The organism is Streptomyces sp. NPDC001315 (assembly GCF_042896175.1).
GTDB lineage: Bacteria > Actinomycetota > Actinomycetes > Streptomycetales > Streptomycetaceae > Streptomyces.
On the sequence record NZ_JBIAWZ010000003.1, the window covers coordinates 101,226 to 114,607 of the forward strand.

The following is a 13,382-nucleotide window of genomic DNA, read 5'->3' on the forward strand; positions in this document are numbered from 1 at the left end:
GGTCTCCCGGGACAGGTCCTGGTCTTCTCTGCTGGCCGCCGTGTCCGTGCCGCTGTTCTGGCTGGGCGGGAAGGTGATCGGGGCACTGTTCGTCGCGGCGATCCTGATTCACATCGCCCTGGTGGCCTCCCAAGTCGCCAACCAGACCCTGGCTCTGACCACCACCACGGCCCCGGCCACCGCCAACACCGCCTACGTCGTCTCCGGCTTCGCCGGCGGCGCCCTCGCCTCGATCCTGGCCGGCACCGCCTTCAGCCACTGGGGCTGGGGCGGGGTGTGCGCGGTGGCAGCGGTTTGGCTGGCACTGGGGTGGGCGGCGACCACCCGCCGTACGAGGGTGAGCTGACGTCGTACGGCGGTGCGGCGACGGTGAGGCGATGTCGTTCGGCGGTGCGGTGCGCGTCGCACGGCGGTGTGGTCGTCCGGTGTCGCACGGCAGGGCGGCGGGCGTCGTACTGGTGCGGTGCGCGTCGTACGTGGTGCGGTCGGCGTCGTACGGCGTGCGGCCGACGTCGTACGGCGTGCGGCGTGCGGCGTGCGGCGGGCGTCCGTCGGGGTTGCCAGGGGCTCTGAACGGGCTCAGCCGAGGTCAGCCGAGCTTGGTCACGTCGAGCTCCCCCAGCCTGTGTGCCTCGCGAATCTTCTTCTTGTCGAACTTGCCGACGCTGGTCTTGGGCACCGCCCCGACGATCGTCCAACGCTCGGGCAGCTGCCACTTGGCGATTCCGGCCTCCTCGGCGAGGAAGCCGCGCAGGGAGTCGAAGTCGGCGGTGGAACCGTCCTTCAGCACCACGGTGGCCAGCGGGCGCTCGCCCCACTTCTCGTCGGGGACAGCGACGACGGCGGCCTCGGTGACGTCCGGGTGGGACATCAGGGCGTTCTCCAGGTCGACGGAGGAGATCCACTCGCCGCCCGACTTGATGACGTCCTTGGCGCGGTCGGTGAGGGTGAGGAAGCCGTCCGGGCTGATGGTTCCCACGTCGCCCGTCTTCAGCCAGCCGTCCTCGCTGAACTTGTCGGCGGGGCGCAGGAGGTCGGCACCAGGACCGTTGTAGTAGGCGCCGGCGATCCAGGGGCCGCGCACCTCCAGCTCGCCCGCGGACTCGCCGTCCCAGGGGAGGCGTTCGCCGCCGGGGCCGCTCAGGCGGGCCTCGACGCCGGCCGGAAAACGACCCTGCGTGAGCCGGTACGCGAACTCCTCCTCCGTACCGACCACATGGGCCGGCGGACGGGCGATCGTGCCGAGCGGGGACGTCTCCGTCATGCCCCAGGCGTGGCAGACCCGCATGCCCAGCTTGTCGAAGGCCGCCATGAGGGACGGCGGGCAGGCCGAGCCGCCGATGGTGACCTGGGTGAGGGAACTGACGTCGCGGGGCTTGGCGGTCAGCTCGGCGAGCAGGCCCTGCCAGATGGTCGGGACGGCAGCCGCGTGCGTCGGACGCTCGGCCTCGATCATCTCGGCGAGAGGCGCGGGCTGGAGGAACCGGTCCGGCATCAGCAGGTTCACACCGGTCATGAAGGTCGCGTGCGGCAGACCCCAGGCGTTGACGTGGAACTGCGGGACCACCACCAGCGAGGTGTCCCGGTCGGTCAGGCCCATGGACTGCGCCATGTTGACCTGCATGGAGTGCAGGTAGATCGAACGGTGGCTGTAGATCACGCCCTTCGGGTCGCCCGTGGTGCCGGAGGTGTAACACATGGAGGCCGCCTGGCGTTCGTCCAGCTCCGGCCAGTCGTACGCGGTCGGCTTCCCGGCGATCAGGTCCTCGTACTCGTGCACCTGGACGGAGGCGGCGCCCGCGAGCAGGGCGCGGTCACCCGGGCCCGAGACGACGACGTGCTCGACCGTCCCGAGGTGCGGCAGCAACGGGGCCAGCAGCGGCAGCAGCGAACCGTTGACGATCACGACCTTGTCGGCCGCATGGTTCACGATCCAGACCAGCTGCTCCGCGGGCAGACGGAGGTTGAGGGTGTGCAGGATCGCACCCATGGAGGGGATCGCGAAGTACGCCTCCACGTGGTCGGAGTTGTTCCACATGAGAGTCGCCACACGGTCGTCGTCCACGACCCCGAGGTCCTCGCGCAGGGCGTGCGCCAGCTGGGCCGAGCGGGCGCCGATCTCGGCGTAGGAGCGACGCTGCGGCTCTCCCTCACCGGTCCAGGTGATCACCTGTGATGTGCCGTGGATCGTCGACCCATGGGTCAGGATCCTCGAGATCAGCAGCGGTACGTCCTGCATGGTGCTCAGCACGGCGTCCTCCCGGGCGTCATTGCCTACGCGGTGGTAACGGTTGCGCTGATTCTGCGCACATACCACGCGGTATGTCACTAGGCCCGGGTGATCGATCGCTTCACGCGGGGTCCCAATGCCCCCCACGTCGGCCCACTATCGAACAAGCCCCAGCTCGGGATCCTCGCGCAGCTTCCCCAGCGCCCGCGACACCGCCGACTTCACCGTGCCGACCGACACCCCGAGCACCTCCGCGGTCTGAACCTCGCTCAGGTCCTCGTAGTACCGCAGGACGACCATCGCCCGCTGCCGGTCGGGCAGCTTCGTGATCGCCCGCCACATGGCGTCGTGCAGCGCCTGCTGCTCGGCCGGGTCGTCCCCGCCGGGCACGGGCTCCGGCTCGGGCAGCTCCTCGCACGAGAACTCGTCGACCTTGCGCTTGCGCCACTGCGACGTGCGCGTGTTCACCAGCGCCCGGCGCACATAGCCGTCGAGCGCACGGTGGTCCTCGATCCGCTCCCAGGCGACGTACGTCTTGGTGAGCGCCGTCTGCAGCAGGTCCTCGGCGTCGCTCGGGTTCGCGGTCAGCGACCGGGCCGTACGCAACAGCACCGAATGGCGGGCCCTCACGTACGACGAGAATGACGGGTACGTGGGGGTCCCCCCGGTCGGGCGAAGCCGAGAGTGAGGGAGGGTCTGCCTCGCTGGTGCAGCGGCGTTCGAGGCGCTGGTGCAGACGGGTGTGGTCATGGCTCCACGCTATGAGTGCCTCCTGCTCCGGCGGATCGGCCGCAGGTCCCGAAGCGGACTCCGCCTCAGGTTGTAGGGGTGGTGCTGGCTCCACCTCCTGGAGGTGGACGAGCAGCCGGGGTCTACTGCGGGATCACCCCTGGGGGCTCAGTCGTCCGCGGCAAGGACCAGGCCCGATGTCGGCACACCGGTCCCCGCGGTCACCAGAACCCGGCCCGCGCCGGGTATTCGGTTCACGGACGTGCCGCGCAGTTGCCGTACCGCCTCCGCTATGCCGTTCATCCCATGGAGGTACGCCTCCCCGAGTTGGCCGCCGTGGGTGTTGAGCGGGAGCCGCTCCTCGGCGACGAAGCCCGGGGCCTCTCCCGGTGCGCAGAAGCCGAACTCCTCCAGCTGCATCAGCACGAAGGGAGTGAAGTGGTCGTACAGGATCCCCACGTCGATGTCGGCCGGCGTGAGCCCGGACGTCCGCCACAACTGGCGCGCCACCACGCCCATCTCCGGCAGTCCGGTCAGGTCGTCGCGGTAGAAGCTGGTCATCTGCTCCTGCGCTCGGCCGGCGCCCTGGGCGGCCGCCGCGACGACGGCCGGGGGATGCGGCAGATCGCGGGCCCGCTCCACGGAGGTGACGACGACCGCTTGGCCGCCGTCCGTCTCCTGGCAGCAGTCCAGCAGCCGCAACGGCTCGACGATCCAGCGGGAGGCCGCGTGGTCGGCGAGGGAGATGGGTCTGCCGTGGAAGTACGCAGCCGGATTGGTCGCCGCGTACTTCCGGTCCACCACGGCCACGTGCCCGAAGGCCTCCGGGGTCAGCCCGTAGGTGTGCAGATAGCGCTGGGCCGCCATCGCCACCCACGAGGCCGGGGTGAGCAGCCCGAACGGCAGGGACCAGCCCAGAGCCGTGCCTTCCGCCGACGGCTCCCGGTGCTGGACCCCCGAGCCGAAGCGGCGCCCCGAGCGCTCGTTGAAGGCCCGGTAGCAGACCACCACCTCCGCGACCCCCGTCGCCACCGCCAGCGCCGCCTGTTGGACTGTCGCGCAGGCCGCCCCGCCGCCGTAGTGCACGCGGGAGAAGAAGGACAGCTCGCCCATCCCGCAGGCCTGGGCCACGGTGATCTCCGGGTTGGTGTCCATCGTGAAGGTGACCAGCCCGTCCACGTCGTCCGGCGTCAGCCCCGCGTCCGCCAGCGCCGCGCGCACCGCCTCTGCCGCCAGCCGCAGCTCGCTGCGCCCCGAGTCCTTGGAGAACTCCGTGGCCCCGATACCGACGATCGCCGCCCGCCCGGCCAGGGCGTCCCGGTTCCTTACGCTCATCCCGCGCCTCCCGACGGGACGGTCACCGTCACCGTGCCGGTCACATGCCGGCCGATGCCGTTCGCCCCGACCACCCGGACCGTGGCGGTGTCGCCGTCGACCTCCTTCACCGTGCCGGTCAACACCATCGTGTCTCCCGGATAGTTGGGTGCCCCGAGCCGGATGGCCACCTTGCGGAGCATCGACGTGGGACCGAAGTGGTCCGTGATGTACCTGCCGACCAGGCCGTTGGTGGTCAGGATGTTCATGAAGATGTCGGGGGATCCCTTGCCGCGGGCCAGCTCCGGGTCGTGGTGCACGTCCTGGTAGTCGCGGGAGGCGACGGCTCCGGCAACGATCAGAGTGCGGGTGATCTCGATCTCCAGCGGCGGCAGTTCCGCACCCGCCGTCATGGCCTTCATGTCCTCCATGGCCTTCATGAGACCGCCTCCCTGGCGCGGAAGACCGGCAGCACCAACTCGTCGTCGTAGGAATGGAATTCGAGCCGCACCGGCATCCCTATCCGCACCTTGTCGTACGGCACCCCGATCACGTTGCTGACGATCCGCACGCCCTCGGCCAGCTCGATGAGGCCGACCGCATAGGGGCCTGCCGCGTCAGCGGCGTGACCGGATGGTGTGAAGGCCGGAAAGGACGGGTGGTGCATAACCACGTACGAGTAGACCGAGCCCTCGCCGCTCGCCTCGACCGTGTCCCAGTCCGGGCAGCCGCAGGCGTTGCAGCCGGGCAGCCAGGGGTGGCGCAGGACCCCGCAACCCGTGCAGCGCTGGATGAGCAGCCGGTGCTGCGCCACGCCCTCCCAGAAGCCGGCGTTGTCCCGGTTGACGACCGGGCGGGGGCGACGGGACTTCGGTTTCTGGCGTGCGGGCTTGTACTTGAGGATGCGGAAACGGTGTGTGCCCGCGAGCTCGGCACCCACGCGCACATCCATCCTGGTCGTGACGAAGTACCCGGTGCCCAGCTTGGTCGTCTTCCGCTCCGAGACCGACTCGATCACCGCGTCGAAGGTGACCTCGTCGCCCGGGCGCAGAGGCCGCAGATACTCCTGCTCGCAGTCGGTGGCGACGACCGAGGTGCAGCCTGCCTCGTCGAGCAGGGCGAGCAGTTCGTCGTACGCCTCCGTCCGCCCCGTGGTTCCCGTGGGTTCCGTCTGCCCTGTGGTTCCCGTCAGCGCCGTGTGGCTCGTCTGCTTCGTGCGTTCCGTCCGCCCCGTGCTTCCTGTCCGCCCCGAGTGGCTCATCCGCTCCGTGTGGCCGCCCAGGCTGCCCAGGCCGCCCATGGTCCATACCTGGAGCATGGTGGGCGGCGCGACGGCTTCAGGCCCCTCGTACGCCGGACTGGTGTCCCCCATCGCCTCGCACCAGTGCCGGATCATCGGCGCGTTGACGGGGTCCTTGCCGACACCGGCGACCACGGCCGGCCGGCCCTCGTACGCCTTCAGCCGCACGTCCCACTCGTCGCTCATCGCTCACCACCGTCCCCCTCGTCGACCCTCTCGGCCCCTCTTCGATCCGCGTCGCTTGGCGCGCTGACATATCTGGTACACCGCGACCGCCGTAGCGGTTCCCACAATCTCCGCGAAGATTTCTGACTGTCCGTCAGATCGCATGGACTGTCAAGGTCGCACCAGTCCCTTCGCCCCCTGCCCCTGCCCCTGCCCCTGCCCCTGCCCCTGCCCCTGCCCCTGCCATGAAAGCGTCTGCGCAACGGCGCCGAAGCACCGCCACGCAGACGTCACACCCTCACAGAGCACACCCCGCACGAAAGTCGAGGGGCGGGGCGGCCGGAGCCGGCGCACCGGCCGCCCCGCCCCCTCAGATCACCACCACAGCGGCGCGAAGCTGACGGCGACGTTCTCGTTGCCCTGATTGACGGCCGTGAACGCGGATCCGTTGACCTGGGCGGTATTGCTCTGGTTCGAGGCGCCTGAGCCGACCGCCTGCTGCTGCGTGGTGGACGAGTTGCCGTAGTTGTCGAGCCCGACCCCGCTGCCGGAGACGCTCGCCGCGCCGGCGTTCGATCCGTTGTCCGCGAAGGCGCCGTTGTCCGCCGCCGCGACCCCGGTGAACAGGGCGGCCGCGAGCGGCAGGGCGGAGACGGCGGCGAGAACGCGGGCAGTACGGATGCTTGCCATGTTGTTCCTCCAGAACCAATGACACATCCGGGCTCATGACCGGAAGTGCGTGAAGTACGGCTTCTTTCAAGGCAGTTGGCAGACCGCCTCGGCTTTGTGCACGACGTCGCGAGATCAGAGTTGCCCACCGAATCCCCGGCGAACCACCCCGGAAGCCGCTATTCGCCCTCAAGCGTGAGGACAAGTCGATAAACCCTCTTCGTCACCTTCCGTGTCTCAACATCCCAGATCAGGGCAGTGCGGACGCTTCCTCCCCAAGCGCCGCATGAGCTGAAGCGTTCCGTCACATTTCCAGCCATTCCCCCCGACCTGGCGCGTCGGGACCCACCCCCTTCCCTTTTTCGAACGTACGTACGAACATGAAGGTATGGCCACCACCGACCGGCAGGCCACGACGCTGGCCCTCGCACACGCCCTGTCAGCCGCCGAACGCGGCTTGGCCGTCATCCCCCTGTCCCGGACAAAACTCCCGGCCCTGCGCTCCCCCCACCGATCCGACCCGACCACACCGCCCTGCCGCGGCGAATGCGGCCACTTCGGCCACGGCGTGTACGACGCCTCGACCGACCCGGCTCGCATCCGCGCACTGTTCGCCGCCGCGCCCTGGGCGACCGGCTACGGCATCGCCTGCGGTCTGCCCCCGCACCACCTGATCGGCGTCGACCTCGACACCAAGTCCGGTACGGACTCCTCGGCGGCCCTGCGCGAACTGGCCCTGCGCCACCTGTTCACGATCCCGCCCACGGTCGTCGTCCTCACCCCGTCAGGCGGCCGCCACCTCTGGCTGACCGGCCCACCGGACGTCGTCGTCCCCAACTCCGCCGGCCGCCTCGCCCCCGGCATCGACATCCGCGGCGCCGGCGGCTACCTCGTCGGCCCCGGCTCCCGCACCGACCACGGCGTCTACGGCACCGCCCCCGGCTCCGCGCACCTCGCCCCGGCCGCCTGCCCGCCCGCCCTGCTGCGCCTCCTGCTACCGCCGCCGCGCCCCACCCACCCCGCGACGCATCCGTCGGCCGGCGACCGCGGCCAGGGCCTGGTCCAGTTCGTCCTCGCCGCGCACAAGGGCCAGCGCAACACGCGCCTGTTCTGGGCCGCCTGCCGTGCCTACGAGAACGGCATCGGCCCCGCCCTCGTAGCTCCCCTGGTCGACGCGGCGCTCAACACGGGCCTGACCGAACGCGAGGCACGGGCGACGATCGCGTCGGCGGCGCGGATGACGGGGGCATCGGCCGTGAGGGGAGGAGACACCGGCCGCCCGTCAAAACCGGAGGAGTCCGGCGGAGCACCGTCCTAGAGTGCGGATCATGTCCCTGAGCCGCGTCATCCTCACGTCCGGCCGTTCCGTCGACCTCTGTGAGCTGCGGCTCTCCTCGACGTACGGCGGAATGCTGGAGGGCTATCCCTGCCGTCCCGTCAACGACATGCGGATCAGGGGCCTTCTGCGTACGGCCGAGCGCGCCTTCCTGGCCTCACCGGTACATCTCGTCCCGCCCGCGCGCGAGTACCCGGACCAGTACGCGGGCGGCTTCGGTCCCGTCGAGGTGCTGCCCGCCGCGGCGTGCGTCGGCTCCTTCCGCGCGACCGCACTCGACCCGTCCCACGACCCGGTCATGTACCGCTCGGCCCTCACCGTCGTGTGGTTCCAGCCCAGCCCGCAGCCCCCGGCCGGCGAGGACGCGGACGCCGGGCTGCGCGAACTGGCCTGGGAGGAGCTGGCACGGGACTACGAGCTGTAGCGCCCGGCCATGCGGAAGGGGTGCCCCTCAACGGGACACCCCTTCACTCACACGCGGTGGGTGTGGGATTTGAACCCACGGTGACTCGCGCCACGACGGTTTTCAAGACCGTTCCCTTAGGCCGCTCGGGCAACCCACCCGTGCCCCGGCCCACCTGGGGCGGAGCGGCTACAGCCTACCGGGATCCGGCGCCGTCGTGGGGCGTTGCCCGCACGGGGCCGTCTTGCGCTGTCACCGGGGCAGTGGCCACCACGCCCGCCGAGTGCCTTGGTCGGTGAGGACGAAGGCCCGTCCGGTCATGGGCCGGACAGGCCTTCGTCCTCACCGTGCAGCCGGCCGAAGATCGCCGGGCGTTGCGTGAACCCCCTGGGTTCACACGCGATCGTTACGCAAGATCGCTGTGCGCAACTGCCCGGACGCCGCACGCCGGTTGGCGCAGCCGCGGTACATCGGGCGCCGGGTCCGCCGCTGTGCTGGTCTGCCTCTCAGCTGTCACCCACGCGGGAGCCCAGGGTGACCTCGACGGTGTGGGTCTTGCCGTCGCGCTCGTAGGTGATCGTGACCTTGTCGCCGGGCTTGTGGGTCCAGATCTCGCCGATGAGGGTGGGGCCGCTGTCGATCACATGGTCGTCGAGCTTGGTGATGACATCGCCCGACTTCAGGCCCGCCTTGTCGGCGGGGCCGCCGGCCTCGACGGAGGAGGCGCCGCCGGCGCCCTGGTCGGTGATCTTCGCGCCGCCCGTGGTGTCCTCCAGGGAGACGGAGGCGCCGATCTTCGCGTAGACCGGCTTGCCGGTCTTGATCAGCTGCTGGGCGACGTACTTGGCCTGGTTGATCGGGATGGCGAAGCCCAGGCCGATCGAGCCGGACTGGCTGGTGCCGCCCAGGCCGCCGCTGCCGGTGGACTGGATCGCGGAGTTGATGCCGATGACGTTGCCCTGGGCGTCGAGGAGCGGGCCGCCGGAGTTGCCCGGGTTGATCGAGGCGTCCGTCTGCAGGGCGCTCATGTAGGACGCCTGGCTGCTGGTGCCGTCGCTGGAGGCCACCGGGCGGTTCTTGGCGCTGATGATGCCCGTCGTCACCGTGTTGGACAGGCCGAAGGGGGCACCGATAGCGATGGTGGAGTCGCCGACGGCGACCTCGTCGGAGTTGCCGAGGGTCAGCGGCTTCAGGTCCGACGGGGCGTTCTTGAGCTTGATGACCGCGACGTCGTAGCCCTGCGCGTGGCCGACGACCTCGGCGTCGTACTTCTTGCCGTTGGGGAAGGTGGCCGTGAGCTTTCCGCCGTCGACCGCGTCGGCGACGACGTGGTTGTTGGTGACGATGTGGCCCTCGGTGTCGAAGACGAAGCCGGTGCCCGTGCCGCCCTCGCCGCTGGTGGACTCGGCCTCGATGGTGACGGTGCTCGGCAGCGCCTTGGCGGCCACGGCCGCGATCGTGCCCGGGTCGCGCTTGACGGCGCCGCCGCTGGTGGAGGAGGAGACGGTCGTCGAGCCGCCGGTGTCGTCGTTCTTGGCCAGCGTGTAGCCGAGGCCGCCGCCCAGGCCGCCCGCCACGAGCGCGGCCACCAGGACCGCCGCGACCAGGCCGCCGCGCCCGCCGCCGGACTTGGGCGCGGGCGGCTGCTGGTACGAGGAGCCCCAGCCGGATCCCGCACCGGCGCCGCCGTCGGCGTACGCGGGCGTGACGGGCGGCGGGGGCGGCCAGCCGCTCTCGGGAGCGGATCCGGTGTTCTGAGCGCCGTCGTGCGGGCCGTGCGGGCCCGCCGAGGCGTACGCGGGCGCGTGCCCGGCGTGCACAAGGTCCTGCTCCGGGGTGCCGGTGGTGTCCTGCGCATGCGCCGGCGCGTGCGCAGGTGCCGGTGCAGATGCCGGTGCCGGAGTCGTGGGTACGCCGGCCTCGGGCGCGGCGGCCTGCGGGGAAGCCGCGGGAGATTCCACCGGCACGGGGGGTGCAGACGGGGCCGGGGGTACCGGGGTGCCCTCGTTCTCGGTGCTCACAGCTCTTCTCCTCGATCCACGGCTAATGTTCTCGGTCGCACTCGGTCACGCTCGGTCACGCTTGTCGTCGACCCGGCGCGCTGCAGCTGTGCATGTGCTTTTGTATGCCGTCAGCTTTTCCCACGGGCCGTCAGAGCACCATAAGCGGTGGCTGTGGATGGCCGACCATTCTTTATATGCGACATTCTGCTCCGAACGGACACTTTTTCGGATCCCTCCGGCCCGACGCACGCCCCGCGCCGGTGGCACCATGACGCGGTGACCCACGCACGGCAGCACCACATTCAAGTCGTCGCCCACCGCGGGGCCTCCGAGGAGGCGCCCGAGCACACCCTTGCCGCGTACCGGAAGGCGATCGAGGACGGCGCGGACGCTCTCGAGTGCGATGTCCGGCTGACCGCGGACGGCCATCTCGTCTGCGTGCATGACCGCCGCATCAACCGTACGTCCAACGGCCGGGGGGCGGTGTCCGCCCTGGAGCTCGCGGAGCTCTCGGCACTGGACTTCGGCTCCCGGAAGAAGCGGGACCTCTGGCACGCGCGCGACGAGGAGCCCGACTGGGAGTTCCGTCCCGAGGACCCCGAGGACACCTCCGTCCTCACCCTGGAGCGGCTGCTCGAACTCGTCGCCGACTCGGGACGGCGGGTGGAGCTGGCCATCGAGACCAAGCACCCCACGCGCTGGGCCGGGCAGGTCGAGGAGCGTCTCCTGCTGCTCCTGAAGCGGTTCGGGCTGGACACCCCGGCCACCGACGTCGAGTCGGCGGTACGCGTCATGAGCTTCTCGGCGCGCTCGCTGCATCGCGTCCGGGCCGCCTCGCCGACGCTGCCCACGGTGTACCTGATGCAGTTCGTCTCACCCCGGCTGCGCGACGGACGGCTGCCGGCGGGTGTCCGGATCGCGGGCCCCTCGATCCGGATCGTGCGCAATCACCCGGCGTACATCGAGCGTCTGAAGCGGGCGGGTCACCAGGTGCACGTGTGGACCGTGAACGAGCCCGAGGACGTCGATCTCTGCGTCGACCTGGGCATCGACGCCATCATCACCAACCGCCCGCGCGCGGTGCTTGATCAGCTGGGTCGCTGACACAGCTGTCCCATGAAACGAACCTTGACCCAGGCGTTTCACTGAAGCATCCTCCGATTCGGCCATACCGACGAAATCCAGCCACTCGATAACAGGGAGTGCTCCGGCGCGTTCGGTCCGTGTTCGATCGTTGCGAATGCGTCACCGGACGAGGATTGGCCGGTTTCCGGTACAGGCCAGAGGGGCATCCACTCCGTGGCGTGGGGCGAAGGAGGTCTCGGGGGTGGCGTTGGTGGTGGCACAGGAGGTGCCCACGTCGTCGAGCATGGCCGTACCCCATGGCCCTGCGGGCGTGGGGGAAGCAAGGCACCGGATGCGTGATCAGTTGCGCAGAGGTGGCGTGTCGGAACCGGTCATCGACGACGCCGTACTGATCCTTTCCGAACTTTTGAGCAATGCGTGCAAGCACGGTCGCCCGCTGGGCGACGCGCTGGCCGAGGACGGCGATGTCCGGGCCGCGTGGCGTGTGGACGCGGGCGGCCGGCTGGTCGTCGAGGTGACGGACGGTGGCGGTCCGACCCGCCCGGCTCCGGCCACCCCTTCGGTCACCGCGCACGGCGGCCGAGGACTGAACATCATCACGGCACTGGCCGACGACTGGGGCGTCCGGGACGACGCCCGGGGCGAGGTCACCGTGTGGGTCGTCGTCCACGACGACGTCCATGATCCCGACGCCGGGTGCCGGCGCGCCGACTTCGCCGCGCGCGTCACGGCGAAGTCCGTGTCGGCGTCCGTACCGCCGCCCGCGTCGGCGTCCGTGCCGGCGATGCGGGAGTTGTCCTTCACGGACGCGTTCGAGGACCTGGACCAGGACCGATGGCGGTGACTCAAGGGCCCGCCAGGACGCGCCGGAACCCGCAGGGACCCGTAGGACCCGCCGTTCGGGTCGGAGGCTGAGCGGCGGGCACGACACCGGTCGTGGGACACCGCTCCCGTGCGTCGTCCACAGGGTCCCGTGGGTTCTCGTACGAGCGGCTAGGCTCCCGCCCGTACAGACGAGCCGTAACCGGGAGACACCCACGATGGCCAAGAAGCGACCCCAGACGACGGCCAAGCGGCCGCAGCTCAGTGATGCGGAGATCCCGGTCGTCGGCGCCCGCGAACCCTGCCCCTGCGGCAGCGGCCGCCGCTACAAGGCGTGCCACGGCCGGGCCGCCGCACAGGCCGCGGCCGAGCTGGTGCACCGCCCCTTCGAGGGGCTGGCCGGCGAGTGCGACTGGGTCGCGCTGCGCGAGCTGGTGCCCGCGGCCACGGTCGAGCTGACGCTGAAGGACGGCCTGCCCGAGGGCGTCCCCTCGGTCACGCTGGCCACGGTCCTGCCCATGGCGTGGCCCGCCCTGCGCCGCGACGACGGCTCGGTGCTGCTGGGCCTGCAGAACGACACCGCGTCGGGCGACATCAGCCGCGACCTCGCCGACACGCTGCTGCGCGCGCTGGAGGCGCAGCCCGGCACCCCGGTGCAGGGCCGCCGCGCCCCGGCGGACGGTCCGCGACTGCAGGATCTCCTCGACCCCGAAGGCACGTTCGAGCCAGTTGTGCACGACGGCTTCGGATTCTGGGTGCCGGACGCGGAGAACGCCACTCCGGAGGTGACCGCCTCCCTGGAGCGGGCCAACGCCGCGGCCATCCCGACCGTGAAGCTGACCGGCGTGGACGCCGCCTACTGGTGCGAGACCCCGGAGAAGAACCACCTGCGGTGGGTCATGCCGCACGCCGAGGAGCACCTTCTGGACGCCCTGGCGCGGCTGCACGCGGCGGGCCGCTCCAGCCTCGGCGAGGGCACCCGTCTGGTGGGTTCCTTCCGCGCTCACGGCCTGACCGTGCCGGTCTGGGACCTGCCGAGCGGTGTCGGCGCGGAGGACGTCGAGAAGCCGGCGGCCGAGTTCGCCGAGCGCCTCGCCACGGCCCTGGCCTCGGACGCACCGCTCACCCCCGACGAGCGTCGCGCGCGTGGCGGACTCACCAACCGACAGGTGACGCTCAGCTGACGCACAGGACAGGCATCCCCTCGGGCTGACCGACCGGTCAGCCCGAGGGGGTGATGCGGAAGCCGTGACTCCCGTCACAACTCCCGTCAACGGCAGGTCAGTCGGTGTCCGATCAGCCCCGTCACGGCGTGCCGCCCGGTG

The 13,382-nt window shown here is 70.7% G+C and carries 12 protein-coding genes, 1 tRNA gene and 1 pseudogene; 6 read left to right on the forward strand and 8 right to left on the reverse strand.

From position 1 onward, the window contains the following. Positions 1-28: 28 nt before the first annotated feature. Positions 29-346, forward strand: a pseudogene (locus ACFY16_RS10920) (hypothetical protein); the annotation flags it as partial. A 243-nt stretch (positions 347-589) separates the two neighbouring features. Here the strand turns inward: ACFY16_RS10920 and ACFY16_RS10925 are convergent. From ACFY16_RS10925 to ACFY16_RS10950, 6 genes are all read right to left on the reverse strand, one after another. Then, positions 590-2,251, reverse strand: a complete 1,662-nt coding sequence (locus ACFY16_RS10925) for a long-chain fatty acid--CoA ligase (protein WP_390646782.1) — start codon at positions 2,249-2,251, stop codon at positions 590-592. Between the two features lie 135 nt (positions 2,252-2,386). Next, positions 2,387-2,980, reverse strand: a complete 594-nt coding sequence (locus ACFY16_RS10930; RefSeq protein WP_390646783.1) for a SigE family RNA polymerase sigma factor — start codon at positions 2,978-2,980, stop codon at positions 2,387-2,389. Between the two features lie 147 nt (positions 2,981-3,127). Then, entirely contained in the window at positions 3,128-4,294 is a 1,167-nt protein-coding gene (locus ACFY16_RS10935; protein WP_390646784.1) for a lipid-transfer protein, read from the reverse strand. Next, a complete protein-coding gene (locus ACFY16_RS10940) occupies positions 4,291-4,686 on the reverse strand; it encodes a MaoC family dehydratase (protein ID WP_390647235.1) in 396 nt (131 codons plus the stop codon). Before ACFY16_RS10940 ends, ACFY16_RS10935 begins: the two co-directional genes overlap by 4 nt. Positions 4,687-4,709: 23 nt before the next feature. Then, the gene (locus ACFY16_RS10945) at positions 4,710-5,759 is read right to left on the reverse strand and encodes a bifunctional MaoC family dehydratase N-terminal/OB-fold nucleic acid binding domain-containing protein (protein WP_390646785.1); all 1,050 of its coding nucleotides are present in this window, start codon (positions 5,757-5,759) and stop codon (positions 4,710-4,712) included. 354 nt (positions 5,760-6,113) lie between these two features. Continuing rightward, the gene (locus ACFY16_RS10950) at positions 6,114-6,428 is read right to left on the reverse strand and encodes a hypothetical protein (protein ID WP_390646786.1); all 315 of its coding nucleotides are present in this window, start codon (positions 6,426-6,428) and stop codon (positions 6,114-6,116) included. Positions 6,429-6,795: 367 nt separating this feature from the next. Between ACFY16_RS10950 and ACFY16_RS10955 the strand changes: the two genes are divergently transcribed. Together ACFY16_RS10955 and ACFY16_RS10960 are read left to right on the forward strand one after the other, a co-directional pair. Further along, the gene (locus ACFY16_RS10955) at positions 6,796-7,725 is read left to right on the forward strand and encodes a bifunctional DNA primase/polymerase (RefSeq protein ID WP_390646787.1); all 930 of its coding nucleotides are present in this window, start codon (positions 6,796-6,798) and stop codon (positions 7,723-7,725) included. Between the two features lie 10 nt (positions 7,726-7,735). Beyond that, a complete protein-coding gene (locus tag ACFY16_RS10960; protein ID WP_390646788.1) occupies positions 7,736-8,167 on the forward strand; it encodes a hypothetical protein in 432 nt (143 codons plus the stop codon). A 54-nt stretch (positions 8,168-8,221) separates the two neighbouring features. Here the strand turns inward: ACFY16_RS10960 and ACFY16_RS10965 are convergent. Together ACFY16_RS10965 and ACFY16_RS10970 are read right to left on the reverse strand one after the other, a co-directional pair. Then, positions 8,222-8,306 (reverse strand) — tRNA-Ser (locus ACFY16_RS10965). A gap of 346 nt (positions 8,307-8,652) precedes the next feature. Next, on the reverse strand, positions 8,653-10,167 hold the full coding sequence (locus tag ACFY16_RS10970; protein ID WP_390646789.1) for a S1C family serine protease: 1,515 nt from the start codon (positions 10,165-10,167) through the stop codon (positions 8,653-8,655). 258 nt (positions 10,168-10,425) lie between these two features. Between ACFY16_RS10970 and ACFY16_RS10975 the strand changes: the two genes are divergently transcribed. From ACFY16_RS10975 to ACFY16_RS10985, 3 genes are all read left to right on the forward strand, one after another. Beyond that, the gene (locus ACFY16_RS10975) at positions 10,426-11,253 is read left to right on the forward strand and encodes a glycerophosphodiester phosphodiesterase (protein ID WP_390646790.1); all 828 of its coding nucleotides are present in this window, start codon (positions 10,426-10,428) and stop codon (positions 11,251-11,253) included. Between the two features lie 136 nt (positions 11,254-11,389). Beyond that, positions 11,390-12,079 (forward strand): ATP-binding protein, encoded by a 690-nt coding sequence (locus ACFY16_RS10980; RefSeq protein ID WP_390646791.1) that lies wholly within the window; start codon positions 11,390-11,392, stop codon positions 12,077-12,079. A gap of 196 nt (positions 12,080-12,275) precedes the next feature. Then, positions 12,276-13,241 carry a DUF5926 family protein gene (locus ACFY16_RS10985; protein ID WP_390646792.1) on the forward strand — a complete coding sequence of 322 codons (966 nt, stop codon included), beginning with the start codon at positions 12,276-12,278 and terminating at the stop codon, positions 13,239-13,241. The last annotated feature ends 141 nt before the right edge of the window (positions 13,242-13,382 follow it).